At 46.1% G+C, this 16,985-nt stretch carries 8 protein-coding genes; all 8 read right to left on the bottom strand.

The window, feature by feature from the left end; translation table 11 throughout:
* Positions 1 to 96: 96 nt before the first annotated feature.
* Complete coding sequence (locus C1N53_RS01545; RefSeq protein ID WP_240773459.1) at positions 97 to 1,026, bottom strand: glycoside hydrolase family 43 protein; 930 nt, start codon at positions 1,024 to 1,026, stop codon at positions 97 to 99.
* A 472-nt stretch (positions 1,027 to 1,498) separates the two neighbouring features.
* Positions 1,499 to 3,964, bottom strand: a complete 2,466-nt coding sequence (locus tag C1N53_RS01540) for a glutaminase family protein (protein ID WP_137757649.1) — start codon at positions 3,962 to 3,964, stop codon at positions 1,499 to 1,501.
* A gap of 34 nt (positions 3,965 to 3,998) precedes the next feature.
* Positions 3,999 to 6,278 (bottom strand): GH92 family glycosyl hydrolase, encoded by a 2,280-nt coding sequence (locus tag C1N53_RS01535; RefSeq protein ID WP_137757648.1) that lies wholly within the window; start codon positions 6,276 to 6,278, stop codon positions 3,999 to 4,001.
* Positions 6,279 to 6,438: 160 nt separating this feature from the next.
* Complete coding sequence (locus C1N53_RS01530; protein ID WP_137757647.1) at positions 6,439 to 9,747, bottom strand: fibronectin type III domain-containing protein; 3,309 nt, start codon at positions 9,745 to 9,747, stop codon at positions 6,439 to 6,441.
* A gap of 272 nt (positions 9,748 to 10,019) precedes the next feature.
* Entirely contained in the window at positions 10,020 to 12,098 is a 2,079-nt protein-coding gene (locus C1N53_RS01525) for a glycoside hydrolase domain-containing protein (RefSeq protein WP_137757646.1), read from the bottom strand.
* A 20-nt stretch (positions 12,099 to 12,118) separates the two neighbouring features.
* A complete protein-coding gene (locus C1N53_RS01520; protein WP_137757645.1) occupies positions 12,119 to 14,062 on the bottom strand; it encodes a glycoside hydrolase family 97 protein in 1,944 nt (647 codons plus the stop codon).
* Positions 14,063 to 14,099: 37 nt separating this feature from the next.
* Positions 14,100 to 14,834: a DUF1080 domain-containing protein gene (locus C1N53_RS01515; protein ID WP_137757644.1), complete on the bottom strand. Its 735-nt coding sequence runs from the start codon at positions 14,832 to 14,834 to the stop codon at positions 14,100 to 14,102.
* Between the two features lie 123 nt (positions 14,835 to 14,957).
* Positions 14,958 to 16,967, bottom strand: coding sequence for a c-type cytochrome (locus C1N53_RS01510; RefSeq protein ID WP_137757643.1), 2,010 nt, complete (start codon positions 16,965 to 16,967; stop codon positions 14,958 to 14,960).
* Positions 16,968 to 16,985 lie beyond the last annotated feature (18 nt).

Raw genomic sequence — 16,985 nt, 5'->3', positions numbered from 1 at the left:
AGATGCTATGTTATAGACAGCATTCTGAACTTTGTGCAGGTAGTTCTCAGCTCGCGCATTATATGCCACGGATCGTAAGTTAGATTTACCTGAAAACTACTTCACCTTCTGCTGGGCCACACCTTCCATGGTAATTTTTACAGGTTTTATCATTCCATTCGCATCAAATTTCATTTCGTCGATACATGTAACACGATGGTCTCTGGAGGGATTTTCTAATGGCTTTCTATGGTACACAATGTACCATAGGTCTTTTGCCTTGTTATGCATAACCGAATGATGGCCTGCTCCTGTCGCCACCTCCGGGTCTTGCTGCAGAATAGTATCGATGCGCTTGAAAGGACCTAGTGGAGAATCGGCCATAGCATAGGCCACCCTGTAATTTGGTCCACCCCAGCCGCCTTCTGACCACATAAAGTAATATTTACCCCCTCGCATAAACATAAAGGGTCCTTCCACATAACCTTCCGGGGTAACTTCCTTGAAAGTGGTTCCATCCTCAAAAGGTATAAATCCTGTGAAATCGTTATTTAACTTCGCCACGTTACAATGTCTCCAGCCACCATAGTACATATAGTACTGCCCATCTTTGTCTTTGAAAACAAACTGATCAATGGGTTGAGCACCATTATGAAATTTATCAATCAAAGGCTTTCCCAGGTGGTCTTCAAATGGCCCGGATGGTTTATCAGAAACAGCCACTCCTATTCCACCCAACTCGTTATCGCTCTGAATATCGTTAGCTCCGAAAAAAAGATAGTATTTTTTATCTTTTTCAACAATAGAAGGAGCCCACATGGCACGATTTGCCCACTTTACACTAGTAGTATCTAATATTCGCTCATGCTTTTGCCAGTTTGTCAGATCTGTAGAAGAAAAAGCGTCCAGAAAGACCTGCTTTTCATAAGGCGCAGAATAAGTTGGGTAAATCCAGTAATTCTTCCCGAAAATTACTCCCTCCGGATCAGCATACCATCCAGGGAAAACAGGGTTTCCAGACGTTTTCTTTTGCTGCTCACTGGCCATCGTTGCAGATGCACCCTGCTGTGGCGTTTCTTTCTGTGCACAGGAAGCTAGAACAGCAACCTGGAGTATCATGCAAAACAAAGCTTTGCTCTTCATAAGCGATATAGTATGGTTTTAAGCTTTTTAAATTCATTTCTAACTTAACAGGATTATGATGAATTCTTATACTTCTAAAGCAATGTGGCTTTTTAATAAACCGTTTTAGTATAAGTCCATCTTTACCCTGTTCCGTACCTGTAATCTACTAACAATAAAAGAGAATTAAATCAGAATTGCAATCTATTCTACATAAACTGAATCTAATGATAGCAACATGATAAACTGAACCTTGATTGGCTTCTACACAATCTGCCATAGAAGCCAATCAAGATTTATCTTTGGCTAAAATCAGGGTTAAACAACACATTATTGTTTCTTGCACACATCCGGCAAAAGCTCCTCATGCTTTTGGGAAGAGGGTATGCCGCATGTATTACTTATTTAGTTTCGCATCGAGCAGCTTTATAAAGTATCCGCCCACTACGGAGCGGGCACGGAAATTCAATACATTGGCATCAGTCGTTTCATGCCAGTCACTGATCGGAACCCTGCTCTGTGTCTCATTGGCATAATCCCAAACAGGCTCTACCAAAGCTTTAAAATCGGCATCATTATCAGCCAGTGTTGCGGTCCAGAGTATCCAGTCGGATTTGGTGTAGGTTTTACGGCTATCCAATGGCAAACCGAACTTATGCTGTTTCGTCAGGTAAAATGCCATCTCTTTTTTTCTTACAGACTCCGGGAAAATATGAAGGTTCAAAATTTTATCCCAAACCAGGTTATACTTCTGGCTCCAGGTACCTTTTTGCTCGAAAGCAAGCGTATAGTGATCGCCGTCAGCTGCCAGTGGCATCCACTTCTGGGCCATGTCTTTTGCCAAAGCAATATACTGTTTCTCTACATCACCTTTACCTAATGCGCCAGCTAACTTTCCATAACAAGCCAGTGCCACAATTGCTTTTACAGAGAGGTTTGCATTACGTGCCAGGTGGCCTGCAAAATCATCGGTTGATAATTGATTTGCCGGATCGAAGCCGCTTTGTTTCAGGTACTCTGCCCAGGTAGTTAAGGTTTCCCAGTGCTTATTGGCATAGGCTGCATTTCCTTCTGCTGCTGCAATGGCCTGTGTCAGGATAATCATGTTACCTGCTTCCTCCACGGGCATATCTTCTCCATAAGTCTGACCGTTTGCAACCGGGTAAGTACCCAGGTCGTGTGCAGGGAAAGGCTTTTTCCACTGTCCGCTTTCGCTGTAGTAGAATATCCCATTCAGCATGCCTTTCATCAGATCAGGGTTATAAACAAGAAAAAGCGGTGCAGAAGGATACGTTACATCCACGGTATTGATGGAGCCATTGCTGAAATTCTCTTTCGACAGAAACAGTATTTCTCCCTGCGGACTCTCCACCAGCGTATGCGCCGCTATGGCCTGACGATAAGCCAGTGCACAAAGATCGGCATAGGCTTTTCCGCCGGCTTTCAGCGCATCCTGGTACATTTGCTTATCAAAGTCTTCACATTGCTTTATTACTTTTTTGTAGTCGGCTGCAGCCTTTGCCAATTCTTTCTCTATTGTAGCCCCTTCACCTTTCTTCCACCAGGGTTTCAGGTTCTGGCGGAAATACTGCACCGAGAACAGTTCATCATAGCCAAGCAGCATCACCTGCTCCACCGCTTTACTTCCTACTTTACCTAAAGGAACAATGGTGTTCAGCATCAGGCTTTGCCCCTGCTTTACTTCTGGCACAGTAACCTTAGCGGATGCTGTAAATGGTGCCAGCGCATTGGCAACCGGTGCAATATACTGCAAAGATTTAGCTGCAGTTGGAACAGCCACATACATATAGCCCCAGTCGATGCGAACGTTGTCTCCTTTTTTCTGTAGTAAAGGCTGTTCCTGGGTACCTGCTTTCAGAATAGAAAGATTATTGGCTGTATACTTTTCTGTAGTTACTTTTTGCTCTGGAGAATTAACTGCTATGTCTGTTGAGGCTCCCAGGTAAAGCTGCACATCATGCGTTGCCTTATCATTAGATTTAGCCTGAACGGAAACATAAGAAACGGGGCGGGCCAGCAGGTCGAGGTTCTGCATCAGCAGCGGCGATGTAAACGTAGCTGTTACATCTACCGCACCACAGGTAAACTGGTAAATAGTTTGGGTAGCATTCAGCTTAACGGCTGTTTGTTTGGCAGCAAGAATAGCAGCTTGTTCTTTTGATTTCTCGATTGTTGCCAGACCAGCATCCAGCCAAGAGCCGCCTGCTGTATTTGCTACATGTATCGCCAGTACATTTTTCCCTTTCTTTAGCTTCTTTGCAAAAGCATCTTTCAACGGAATGTGCTGTAGTTTATCTGTCCAGCCGGTGTGGCGGTAAACTTCTTCTCCGTTTAAGTATACCTCTACATTATCATCATAGTTAATTTTTAACACCAGCTTATCTAAATTGGGATCATCCAAGGTGAATGTTCTCCTGGCCCAGAGATTATTGCTGTCCCAGTTCGTCTTTACAGGTCCTTTGTCATGCCCAAAGGGAGCAGCGCCTGTTTTCCACTTGCTGTCATCAAAAGCAGGATTCATCCATCCTGCTGCCGGCTCAGATTCGGTATAACTGAAATTATAGCTTACTTCATCCGAAGCGGGCAACACAGTTTTATATGAAACCGCCTCCTGTCCCAGAAAACGATAAACTTTTCCGTCCACTTTTACCATGCCGATCAGTGCATGATCTGTACCTGTCCAGTGTTTGGTGTTTGATTCGTTCAGTTTATCACCGAAAGACCAAATGCTCAGGTATGGGTTATGTGTGATAATAGGGTAAGCTGGCGCCCGTAGCTCCTGTGCCTGGAGTGTTATGTTTAAAAGCAGGCACACTGCGAGCAGGGAAAAAAATTTCTTCATGTGTAGTAGCATAAATATGAAAGGTATTAATTACTTATTTGATCGGCTTTGAAAGCGAAAAGGGCTTATCCTCCTCCTGCTGGCCTCTGTCCAGGGCAGGTTTATTACCCATGACAAAGCGTAAAATGCCTCCGTTCACTATATCTGCATGGCTGATCCAGTTGCGGGTATAGGGTTTTCCATTCAGGGTTGCTGATTGGATGTAGACATTATCCTTGCTATTATTTACAGCTTCCACCGTAAATTTTTTTCCGTTTTCCAGCGTAACAGTTGCTTTGCCAAAAACAGGGCTGCCAAACACATACTGGTCTGTGCCCGGTGTTACACTATAAAAGCCTAGGGCACTCAGCACATACCAGGAGGAAGTCTGCCCCTGGTCCTCATCACCCGGGTAGCCATCTTCTGTTGAACTATACAATTTATCCATCACGGTGCGTGCCCATTTCTGCGCTTTCCAGGGCTCACGTGCATAGTTGTAGAGGTAAATCATGTGCTGGATAGGCTGGTTCCCGTGCGCATACTGCCCCATATCTGCCATTACCATTTCTGTCATTTCATGGATCATGCGGCCGTAGGTGCCTACTTTTACGGTATTCGGAACGGTAAATACAGAGTCAAGCTTTGCCGTGAAGTTCTTCTCTCCCTCCATTAGGTTAATCAGCCCCTGCACATCCTGAAAAACAGACCAGTGGTAGTGCCAGGCATTGCCCTCTGTATAAGGACCACCCCATTCTACGGGATCGAAATTTTCCACCCATGCTCCGTCCGCCTTTTTACCTCTCATAAACCTTGTGGCAGGGTCGTACAGGTTCCTGTAATTATACATCTGCTTACCAAATACATTTTCGTAGAAGGCATTATCTGTTACCTTAGCCAGTTGGTATCCGCAGAAATCATCGTACGCATATTCCAGTGTTTTTGCGGTTGCTTCTCTTACCTGTGGGTATGGCACGAAGCCCAGCGTGAAATATTCTTTCCAGCCCTCACGTCCGTTAGCTGGTCCCCAGGGGCCTTTGTTGGTTGCTTCATGATAGTATGCGTCCAGTGCTTTTCCCGGATCAAAGGTGCGGATACCTTTTACCCAGGCATCTGCAAAAAGCGAAATAGCATGGTTCCCCACCATACTACCGGCCTCTCCGGGGAAGGACCAGGACGGCAACCAACCACACTGCTCCTGTGCATCCAGCATAGCGCTTACATACTGCCCGTGCATGGTTGGGTGCAAAATGGTGTTCAGCGGGAACTGTGCTCTGAATGTATCCCAGAAGCCGGTGTCGGTATACATATAGCCTCTGTAAATTCTGCCGTCGTAGGGGCTAAAGTAGTATGGTTCACCTTTTCTGTCATACTCGAAGAACTTGCGCGAGAACAGGCTCGCCCTGAAAAAGCAAGAATAGAAAGTGGCTTTCTCCTCTTCGGTTCCTCCCTCTACCATCACCCTTGCCAGGTGTGTATTCCAGGTATTCGCAGCAGCAGTTTTTGTGTCTTCCAGCTTTTTATGTTTGCCAAGTTCCTTTTCCAGGTTCAGTTCTGCCTGCTCCTGGCTGATGTAGGAAGATGCAATTCTGGCCTGCACTGCTTCACCGTTCCGGAATTGTATAAAAGCACCAACTCCTCTTCCCTCATCCTCTAGTTTATCCTGGGAGATTTCTTTGTTCCTGTTTTTCCAGGTGCCCTGCGCAACAAACGGTTTATCAAATACAATAACAAAGTAGTTTTTGAAATTCTTCTGCAAGCCTCTTCCGTTGTGCACATAACCTGTTATTTTTCTTTCCTTCGGGCAGATCTGCACCTGGCTCATACCGGTATAGCCATCCAGCACTACATAAGCAGCATCTTTGTTTTTGGGGAAAGTAAACCGAATATGAACGCCCCGCTCTGTAGGCGACATTTCGGTGGTGATGTTGTTCTCCAGTTTTACTTTGTAATAGTGTGGCTTGGCAGTTTCGTTTTCATGTTTAAATGCAGCCGCTCTGCTATACTGGTCCACAGCAAGCTGGCCAGTAACAGGCATCAAAGAAAAAACGGCATAGTCGTTGGTCCAGGAGCTGCACTGATGGGCTTGCTGAAATCCTCTGATGGAATCTTTGTGGTACTGGTACTTCCAGCCGTCCCCGTTCACGCCTGTTTGCGGAGTCCAGGTATGCATGGCAAAGGGCAGTGCAGTTGTAGGATAAGTATTGCCCCTTGTTAAGTCGAAAGTAGAATTGGTGCCTTGTAATGTATTCACATACTGTACAAGATCAGGTGTAGCAGCTGACAGCCACCTGCTACAAAGCAAAAAGAGCAGGAGAAAGATGAGATTTTTCGTCATACGCTTTATATTCTTCAGGTTATAATATGCTTCGAATGAATCCTGATCTGGTTGAATTTCAGAACATGATCACTTGTTAGCAGTTCCGGCAAAAAAGGCAGTAGTACATCGTCGCACAAGCCGGACGATGCACCACTACCTGCTTTAATTCAAAAACAGCTTATTTGATTAATACTTTCTTCTTATATACTACACCGTTTGCCCCGCCAATATGCAGGATATAGAAACCAGGTTTAAACGAAGTTGTATTAATAGCAGCAGCGCCTCCTTCCATTCTTCCTGTATAGATCTTGCTTCCCGTGATGGTATAGATATCTACTGTGTTCACTTCATCCCTTACAGGCATTAAAATATTCAGTTTTCCGTTAGCAGGATTAGGCCATACCTCTACCTGCATTCCAGCTGCTTTTTCTACTTTGGCGCTAACCGTCGTGGTTGCCTGTACCTGCCCCGGCTCGGCATATGTAAACGGGAAATCTACCTGGGCCTGCCTGAACTGAAACTCCCATTCTTCTGGCCAGCCAAAGGCTATCGTTGCCTGTTGCTTTAAATTTACACCGGCTGCACCACTCCAGAAGTGTATAAACTCTCCCCAGTTCAGGGCACGTGTATAAGCGCCATTGTATTGCGGGAAGTACTCTGAAAGCAGCTGGTAATAGTTGTTTAATACCTCGCTTTCACCATACTGATTATAGATCGGGTAAAACCAGTTCTTGAACCACTGTGTACCTGCTCTCGGGAAATTGTCTGTTGCATTCATACAAGTGTTAAACCAGCGTTCTTTCTCGGTGGTCAGCTCCAGGGCTTTGTATACATCGTACTGGAAAATCTCACACCACTTGCTGTCGCCCCACAAACCGAATGCAGGTGATTCTTTCACACCTTTCGAAGATCCTTCTACAATGTGGCCGATTTCATGCACCAGTATATCCAGGTTCCAGCCTGTAGGTCCCTGGGACCAGGTGCCGCTCTGTCCCATATCAATTACGTTACGGTAATCGTGTGAGGGATCAAATACTGTAGCAGGATGGCCTCCGGAATAGCTGTTCAGGTGCATGACAGCATAAAGCTTCGGATCACTGTAGCCGCCATAGGTTTCGCGGGTATACTTCCATACATCTGTAAACGTGGTTTTCATCCACTCTGCCGAGTTGTCCATGTTTTCATCGAAATAAAGGTTCAGATCCGGGTTTTCGTAAACAAGCGATACCACCTTGTTATGATCGAACCAATGTTCCTGCCAGGTTGCAGGTGCCGTAGCCGATGGAGTTGTGGCAGAAACAACAGCCGTAAAGTCAGAATTACCTTGCACGCCCTCTGCCCTTAACCGATAATAATAGGTTGTATTACCTGCCAGCGAGAAGGAATGGTAGCGGGTATTATTGGCATCTATTGCGGTATGCCAGTCCCAGTTACTCCCATCTGCAGACCTCTCCAGCCGATAACCGGTTTCATTCAAGGAGTTGTCGTTCCAGGTGATGATAATCTGGTTATCGGTTACTGCTGTAGCTGTAAAATTAGCAGGCACACCAGGTGCTTCAGTGCTTGGGCTTCCTGCTCCCGTACCAAACAACTGTAGCTCTGCTACCTGCACTATACTGGCACCTCTGTTAGCCGTAACATGTAAGCGGTAGTAGGTATAAGCTGTTGAATTTTCGAAACCGTAAGTCAGCGTTCTATGTCTGCTTGGAAATAGCTGGTTACGCAACTCATGTAGTGTTGTCCAGTTAGCACCATCGTTAGAGCCTTCCAGCCTCCAGGCTGTGGGGTCGCGCTCAGGAGCATCGTTTGCCGAAGTAAGTGCATATTGAGAAACAACGGCTCCTTCGGGCACATAAAATTGCATCCAGGTGGTGCGGTTAAAAGTCAGGTATTTCGTGTATAGGTTATTGTCCGTGAGTTTCGCTATCCCTTCAGCACCAGCTGTATTGTACTGGTCGGAAATCACACCGCCTTCAAAATCGGTGATATCAGCCAATGTTTGCAGTGGTTGCGTGGTAACGACAGGAGAGCTGGCGTAGTTAAGCCCACCGGCATTTATGGCATAAATCCTATAAGAATAGGTAGTGCCGGCACTTAAGTTCTGATCCGTAAAAGAGGTTTGATTTGCCCCTCCTGTAGCCACAGTAAAGAAGGTAGCTCCGTCAGCAGAACGACTTATCCTAAAGCTTTCTTCGTCATCAGAATTATCTGCCCAGGTTAGCTTTACCTGTCTGTCAGAAAGGGCAGTTGCCGTTACATTTCCCGGAGCTGCAGGCGGCTGCTGACTGGATTTTTTACCCCATAACACCCACTCAGCAAACTGGCTGTCTACCGAGCCGTTGTTAGCTGTAATGTTTAGCCGGTAATACATGTAAGCCGCAGTGGTACTGAGGGGATAGGTTTTTGTTTCGAAGCGGCTGGCAAAGCTTTGGTTGCTCTGGGTGTCCAGCGTGATCCAGTTTTCTCCATCTATCGAACCCTGTAAGTTCCAGCTTCTGGGATCGCGATCAGGAGAATCGTTAGCTGAAGTAATGGCATAATACTCCAGCACAGCGGCATAAGCTGATTGGTACTGAACCCACAGCGCTTTCTGGCCATTCTGGAAATATTTTGTATTCACATTATCGTCTATCAGCTTATCGTAATTTTCTGAAGCAACTCTGCTGCTATACTGGGAGGATATGACACCGCCGTTGTTGGTTATATCTTCCGGTATGGCTTCAGTTGCCGCTTTGGCCACATTAGAAAAGTTTGAGTTGCCGGTTGCACCTATTGCTCTTACCTTAAAATAATAGGTTGTTCCGGGAGAGAGCTTTTCCTGCAGATAAGTGGTTACGCCTGCCCCTACTGTAGCTACAGGAGAGTAAGAAATTCCGTCAGCCGACAAGTTGATTTCGAAACCTGCCTCATCAGCTGAAGCATCGCCCCAGGCTAAAGAAATGGCTTCGGTCGATTGTGCTTCGGCGGTTAAATTTGCAGGAGCCTCAGGTACCGCTACGCCCCATAGCTCCCATTCTGCCAGTTGTATAGAGTTATCGCCATTGTTTGCGGTTATGTTTAATCGGTAGTATTTGTAAGCGATTGTAGTACCAAGACTAAATGTTCTGGTCTGTGTACGTTTTGCAAATGTTTGGTTCTGCTGTGTATCCAGCATAGTCCAGTCGGTGCCGTTCAGAGAGCCTTCCAATAACCAGTTCTTCGGATCACGACCTGCATTATCGGTTGCGGAGGTAAGCGTATAGCTGCTTAAAAGAGTGGGAGTAACAGGTTGATAAATAATCCAGGCCTTTTGCTGCTTTTTAATGTAGTATTTGGTGTGGATGTTATTATCAATAAGTTTTTGAAAGTTTTCAGAGCTGTTGTTAAGTTCATGCTGTACGGAAAGTTTTCCGCCATCATTGGTAATATCGGTAATTTGTGCTGCTGACTTTTGGTAGCAGCAAAGGAATAGCGCAAGCGCTATAGCGTATTTTAGAAGTGTATTCATATAATTCCTGATTTTAAATTTTAATTTATTTATGTGTGTATTATATGAGTTACCCGGAAACGCTAAGGCCCTCTTACATCTTTATTTGCGACATTTTTCATAAGCTGATTTATTTAATAATTGATTGTGTAAATATTTTTATACTGGACTATGCCATCATATCAACAACAGTATCTTTATTTGATACTAAAACGGTTTACTAATAACTTATAAAATTACTTTTCTAATACCTTTACAAGACTCCGTTCCTGCATAGCATTCAATTTTTTCCTTTATTTCTCTATGTCTGATACCCACCTGTTTTCCACGCCCCACTTTATATTTGGTGTGGCAGAAGCAGTAATAACTAATTTGCCCCCTCCGGCGATCTCCTGATGCGTCAGCCAGTTTCTGCCGAGGTCCTTCCCATTTAAAGTTGCTGATGCAACATAAAAATTCTTGTCGCTGAAGTTCTCTACCTGCACTGTAAACGCTTTCCCACCTGGCAACTTAATCTCCACCGACTCAAACAGCGGCACGTGCAGGTAATATACCGCCCAGCCCGGGCAGGCCGGATGCAGCCCTATGGCAGCAAAAGCAAACCACGACGACATAGCTCCGGCATCATCGTCCATGGTTCTGATATAAGCCTTCGGTTCATTCTTAAATATGACGTCTACAAAGGAGCCAATCCCTCTGCTGTTGTCGTTAAAATAATGCTGCACCACCGTATCTACCGCTAAATGATGCATCAGCGCCTGCGATTTCCAGGGTTCAGAAGAGGCATTGTACATAGAAGGTACTTGCAAATCAGGCTCGTTGGCGCGGTTATGGTAGTCGTTCCCAAAGAACTCATCCAGTTGGCTGATATAGGCCTGCTCGCCCCCAGTCAGCCCGATAAGTCCTTTCACATCGAAAGGCACCGACCAGCGGTACTGCCAGATCGTGCCCTGGTACATGCCACGAGCCGACATTCTGTTTACATCGTTCCGGCTAAGGTCTTTAAAATCTTTGTTCCAATGCTGCTTGTATTCAAGTGCCTTTTGCCTGTACTTTTCACTTAAGTCAGGCTTCTTCAGTTCTGCCAGAATTTGAGACAAAGCCCAGGCATCGTAAGAAGATTCCAGGGCCCGGTCGGGTTTAGAATAATCCAGGTTGTCTACTTCCCCGATCAGTTTATCTAATATGTGCTCAAAATCAATCTGGTAACCTTTCCGATGCGCATCTAACAAGGCAACAATGGCATGTTCTGTTCTGACGGTATTGGAAGGTTCATGTGCCGTAGCAAAATCCTTCTTTCCATAAGGGTAAAGATTCGCAATGGAGGCGGCAATATCCTGGAACTGTTCCGGGTAAGCAATGGACAAAAGAGGCAGTTGTGTTTTATAGTTATCCCAAATGGCCCAGCCGTTATAAACAGTTGCCTTTGTAGTTTGCAAAGAGCCGTCGATGGCGCGGTATTTACCATCTTCTTCCGAAACCACATAAGGCGATTGAAGTGCTCTGTACAGTAAAGAATAAAACAGTTTTTCCCTTTCAGTGTCTCCTTTTACCTGGATGTTGCCAAGATGCTGATTCCAGTCGGCTGAGCTGTACTGCCTTAACTGATCAAATGAACCTGCTCCGAGAGCAGCTTGGGCATGCGCGACATCGACAGAGGAGAAAGCTATCTCCAGTTCTACTACCTGCTGATCGGTGTCAGGCATGGCGATTAATTTATGTTCGCTTATCCTTGCCCATTTCACAGGCTGATCAAACTTTATACTATAGTACAGCCTGTAGGTACCGGCACTGCAGGTGGTTTTAGAATCGATCCAGCCACTCAGCATAGCACCCTCAGTGGTATGTTCTTCTGCAACAAAACGGTTTACAAAAGCATGGCCAAGATCTATGGAAAGGCCTTTTTTACCTGCCGGGAAACGATAGCGATGCCTCCCATTGCGTTTGTAAACCGTAAATTCGGCTTTTATATGATTGGAGAAGCCAACGCCATAGTAACCCGGGCCGGCCGATTCTTCTGTTTTCAGCAACTCTGTCTGCTCTGGCGAATCACCCAGGAATGGCTTCACCAGAATATTACCGCCACTGCCTTCACATCCCACCCCCTCAAAACGATTATGGGTAAAACCCAAAAACTTTTTAGCCAGGTACTCATACCCCATGTGTGTGGTAGGATAGGTTTGAGGACCGATGCTCATCATGCTAAATGGATAAGAGGCTGCCGGAGAAAGCTGCCCGTGGTCACCGGAAGAGCCTAGAAACACATTTACCAGGTCTGCGGGTTGTTGCGCAGCAGGCAAGCTACCTGTTGGCTTTACAGAAGTACAGGAAAAAGCAAAGAATACGAATATGACAAGAGAACTGTATTTCATTTGTTAAGCTTTGTGAAAGCCTAGTTAGCTTTTGTAATACGTGCTACCCAACCACCACCTTTTGCCATTTTAGCAACCAGGTTGGTGTTTTTATCTACTGTAAAAGATTCCATTTTAAAATCCTGTGCATTGCGGTCAGCATTGATGCCATCGCGCCAGACCTGCATTTTATACTCCCCTTCACCCAGGAAAGAAAGGTTTACCTTTACTTCTCTGGCTGTCCAGTCCGTCATGCCGCCAACATACCAATCGCCGCTTTTAGCTCTGCGGGCAACCAGAACATAGTCTCCCACCTGTGCCTCTAGCGGAACTGTTGCCTCCCACTCCGACGGCACCGGCCCCAGCAGTTCCATTGCCTCAGGCTCTTTATAGTAATGCGAAGGATTATCGGCAAGCATCTGCAGCGGACTCTCATATACTACAAACATAGCCAGCTGATGACAGCGGGTCCCCATGCTCATGGGCTTCGACCACACAGGTTTGTAAGCATCTTTCTGAGCATTGAGCATGGCACCTGGCGTATAATCCATTGGTCCGGCCACCATTCGAATAAAAGGAATTGTTACATTATGCTCCGGATCTACGCTGCCGCCTTTCGACTGCTCCAGCCCAAACACACCTTCATAAGAAAGTACATTCGGATAAGTGCGCGACAAGCCTGTGGGTTTATAAGCGCCATGAAAATCGACCAGCATGCTGCGCTTTGCCGCAGCCTCCGCTACACGCACGTAATAGTTAACCATGGGCTGGTCGTCGCGCTGCATAAAATCAACTTTAATGCCTTTCACATGCCATTTCATAAACTGATCCAGTACCGTTTCCAGGTTCTGGTCCAGTGGCAGCCAGCTAGCCCATAGTACAATTCCTACATTTTTGCTCCTGGCATAAGCTGTAAGCTCAGGAACATTAATATCCGGGTTCACCTTTAAAAGATCACGTGTATCGCTCCACCCCTCGTCTAAGATCACATATTCTATTCCATATCTGGATGCAAAATCGATGTAATACTTATAGGTATCGTTGTTGATACCAGCCCTGAAATCTACGCCGGTAATGTTGTTATCATTCCACCAGTCCCAAGATACTTTACCTGGCCTCACCCAACTATAGTCGCCTTTCGATGGAGTGGCCAGCTGATACACCAACTGGTTTGCGAGCAGTTCTTTATCATCTCTTGCCACCATCAGCACGCGCCATGGCAGCGCCTGTGCAGCGCCAAAGCTGGCGATATAGTTTTCCCGCTCGCTCACAATTTCATTTCGGTCGCCTCTGAGTTCTTTTTTCTTTGGATAGTAAGGAAAGACGCCTTTCACTCCTCCTTTGCTGTTCCCCCGCAACCACATACCGGCATAGTTCAGCAAATCAGATTCGGTAAGCAGCACCTTCATTCCCTGCACCTGGAAAAGAGCAGGCAGACTGGCTAATTGCTTCCCGCCAATGCTATCCAGTGGCAACTGACGGTACAGCCGCTCATTATGTGAGAAGAAGCCATCTTCCAGCGGATACCAGGCTTTTCCTCCCTTTGCAAAATTAACGTTAGCTGTCTCGGCACTTATTTTACTGTTTCCTTTTTTGCTGCTAATCCAGCGCCAGGCAACCCCATTGTTAAAAGCCCGCCATTCAAGCGAAAGGTTATTTTTAAAGTCGAGGCGGAGCTCGTTATAATTATCTTCTATTTCATTTGTTTTCTGCCATACCACAGGCTTCAGGCTCTGATTAACAGAACGTCTCTTTTCTTTCGCTACTTTCCAGGAGTTGTCTTTTACATAATCGGCACTTATGCCAATAGCCGATGAGTTAATGAGTTGTTTGGCATCGGCCAGCACTTCGTAATACACACTATCGGACACTGATAAGCGGACTTCTGTTTTCTTATCAGGAGACAGAAGTGTATAGTTCTGTTGTGCCTGTACGGTAAAAGCAAAGAGGAAAAAGAAAGCTGAAGAAAGATATCCGGGTTTCATAGCTAAGCCTGGGGTATGGTGAAAGCAGAAAAATTTATTACAGTGGCCTGATCTTGATATTCTTGAACCATACTTTATCACCGTGGTCCTGCAGCGCAATATGTCCTTTTTTGTATCGGCCATAATCTGGCATACTGGCAAATTTGCTGCCTTTTACCATGCTTTCCCACTCCGGGCTCCAAAGCGTATAGTCTACTACTTTTTTTCCATTCAAATAATGTTCTACATGGCCGTCTTTCACGATTAAACGCACTGTGTTATATTCTCCTACCGGATTTACAGCTGGCGTTGTAAGCGGGTGCATATCGTAGTTAGTACCGGCCTGGCGATTGTTGTCCTTTCCCTGCTTAGCATCCGGGTGGCGCTCATCGTCGATAATCTGCATTTCCGGACCAGTTTGCCAGGTATAGCGGAACTTAGGATCTTCCGAAACATTGAAGAAAATTCCACTGTTACCGCCTTCGGATATTTTCCAGTCCAGCATCAGTTCAAAGTTCTCGTACTCGTTCTTTGTCAGGATATCACCGCCCCCTTTCCCGGACAGTACAATAGCGCCATCTTCCACCTGCCAGGCAGCGGGCACCTCGTCTTTTTTAAATCCTTTCCAGTTTTCCATGCTCTGCCCATCGAATAGCAGCACCCAGCCTTCTTTCTGTTCTTTCTTTGTGAGTGCGTTTTCTGCCTTCGCAGTTGAATTGCCACTTTTAGAGGCACAGCCGAAAGTCATCCATACGGTAGCAGCCATAGCCACTAATGTTGTTATTTTTCTCATGTAAAGATTAAGTCGTTAAAACGTTTTAAAACAAATACCTGTCGGGTACTTAAAAGAAAATAGCAGCGGCAGAATCAGCAGAAACTGATTTTACCGCTGCTATCTTCTTTGATAAACACATGTTTATTTAGCCAAAGAATTTATCCACCTTGCAATTTTAAGTGCATCGGCATCGGGCACCTGTGGCATTGGCGGCATCTCTGTTGCATAGTCAGGCCAGTTTTCAGGCTTCGGATTATGAATCAGTTCTACAATTTTTTTGTCAGAATATTTGCGCTTGGCAACATCTACATAAGCCGGCCCGATCTGCTTTTTATTCTCGCTATGGCAGGCAAGGCAGGTATACTTAGATAACAGGCCTTTTACCTCTGCATAGGTAGGGGCTTTAGCAGAAGCTGCCGTGCTTTTAGTTGCGGCAGGCTTTGCAGCAGTTGTGGTGGTTTTCGCAGGGGCAGCAGACTGGCTCGCTTTAGCAGTAGTTGCTTTTGCTGGCGCTCCTTTTGCTGTCGGTGCAGCCGAGTTGGTAGTGCTTACCTCGCTCATCGAAAGTTTCTGACCTGTAGGAATATTGTTGAGCGTATAGTATGCCGTAGGGTGAACAAGTGAATAAGATCCTTCACGATCACGCACGCCTTCCAACGTAATGTTGTGGATGTGGTAACGACGTAAGTTGTCTACAATAATGCGGGCTTTCATACCATCGGCTGATACTTTCACTCCTTTGATAGGATTCTCCTCTGAGCTTACAGGAGGACTTCCATATACCGGATGATATTTGTAGATAAAGCTGGAGACAGAATAAGACGCAATGTCCTGCGCAGACTTCATATCAACAGGCTTTGTGAACTCAATCTCGAAACCATCAGGCATGGCACGTACAGCGCGCATTTCGAAAGGCACGTTGTTGTTCCAGATCAGGCGCTGCAGCCCCTGGTTCTCATCACCAGCCGAGCCCCAGCCACGGTTTGTCTCACCTACAAACAGAGAACCGTCTTTAGCCCAGGCCATGCGAAGCACACCTGACTGGAAACCGCTTCTGAAAAGGAAAGAAGCTCCCTGGTACTCCCCGTTCACTTTCTCCAGGAACACACGGGATATAAGGCTCATGCCCTGGTCACCTACCAGCACCTGCCCCTCAAAAGGCCCAAAACTGCCTTCCGGAATCATGATTGGTTCAGAGTTCGACACGCCAAGTATACCATGGGGTAACCATACAGCCGGCAATTTCAGCTCCGGAATCTTTTCTTTTGCCTCGAAAAGAGTAACAAACTTTTCGTTAACAATGTTTTCCGGTTTAATGTAGCGGCCTTCTTCGTTCTTGATCTCACGGCCATCTACCACCGCATTCTGCTGATCTTTAGTTAGCTTGAGCGGTGAGTTTGGCAGGTTTGTCCAGCGCAGCCCGGCAGGGTGGCCCATAAAAGACCCTTTGGTTACATGCCATAAACCACCTGAGCCAATCCAGTCGCCCTGGTTATCGGTATAGAAAAGCTGCCCATCTATGATGCCCAAACCGGCAGGAGAACGTACTCCGGTTGCAAATGGCTGCAGCTGACCGGCTTCGTTAATGTTCATCACCCAACCTCTCCACGGCACGCGGCTTTCGCCACGGTACCATTGTTCATCGCCAAAGGCCACGTTACCAGACACAAAGAATGTTCCGTCAGGGGCTATTTTAGGACCAAAGCTATACTCGTGGTAGTGGCCTGAAAGCGGCCAGTTATGTACGGTCTCGTACACATCGGCTTTTCCATCTTTATCGGTATCAACCAGCTTGGTTAACTCTCCACGCTGTGCACAGTACAGAGCGCCGTCTTTGTAAGCCAGACCCAATATCTCGTGCAGTCCGCTGGCAAATTTCCTGAAATAAGGTCTTGCACTGGTAGGGTTTTCAACAATGAAAACATCGCCTCTACGTGTAGAAATGGCAAGTTCTCCATTCGGCATAATGGTCATGCCACCTACTTCCAGCAATACGTTTTCGGGTGTGCTAACCCCGGTAATCCTGAAAAAGTCTTCTTCTTTGGGTGACTCCTGTGCCACTGCAGCTGCTCCCGAACCTGCCAGTATAGCAGAGGCAAGCAACACACGCAGCGCAGCACCAGAGATATATTTTTTAAATGTGTATTTCATTACTAAAAAGATCAAAGG

This window comes from Pontibacter sp. SGAir0037 (assembly GCF_005491705.1).
Taxonomy (GTDB): Bacteria; Bacteroidota; Bacteroidia; order Cytophagales; family Hymenobacteraceae; genus Pontibacter.
Note: the sequence above shows the minus strand (reverse complement) of the source record. Positions and strands in the feature narration are given on the sequence as shown.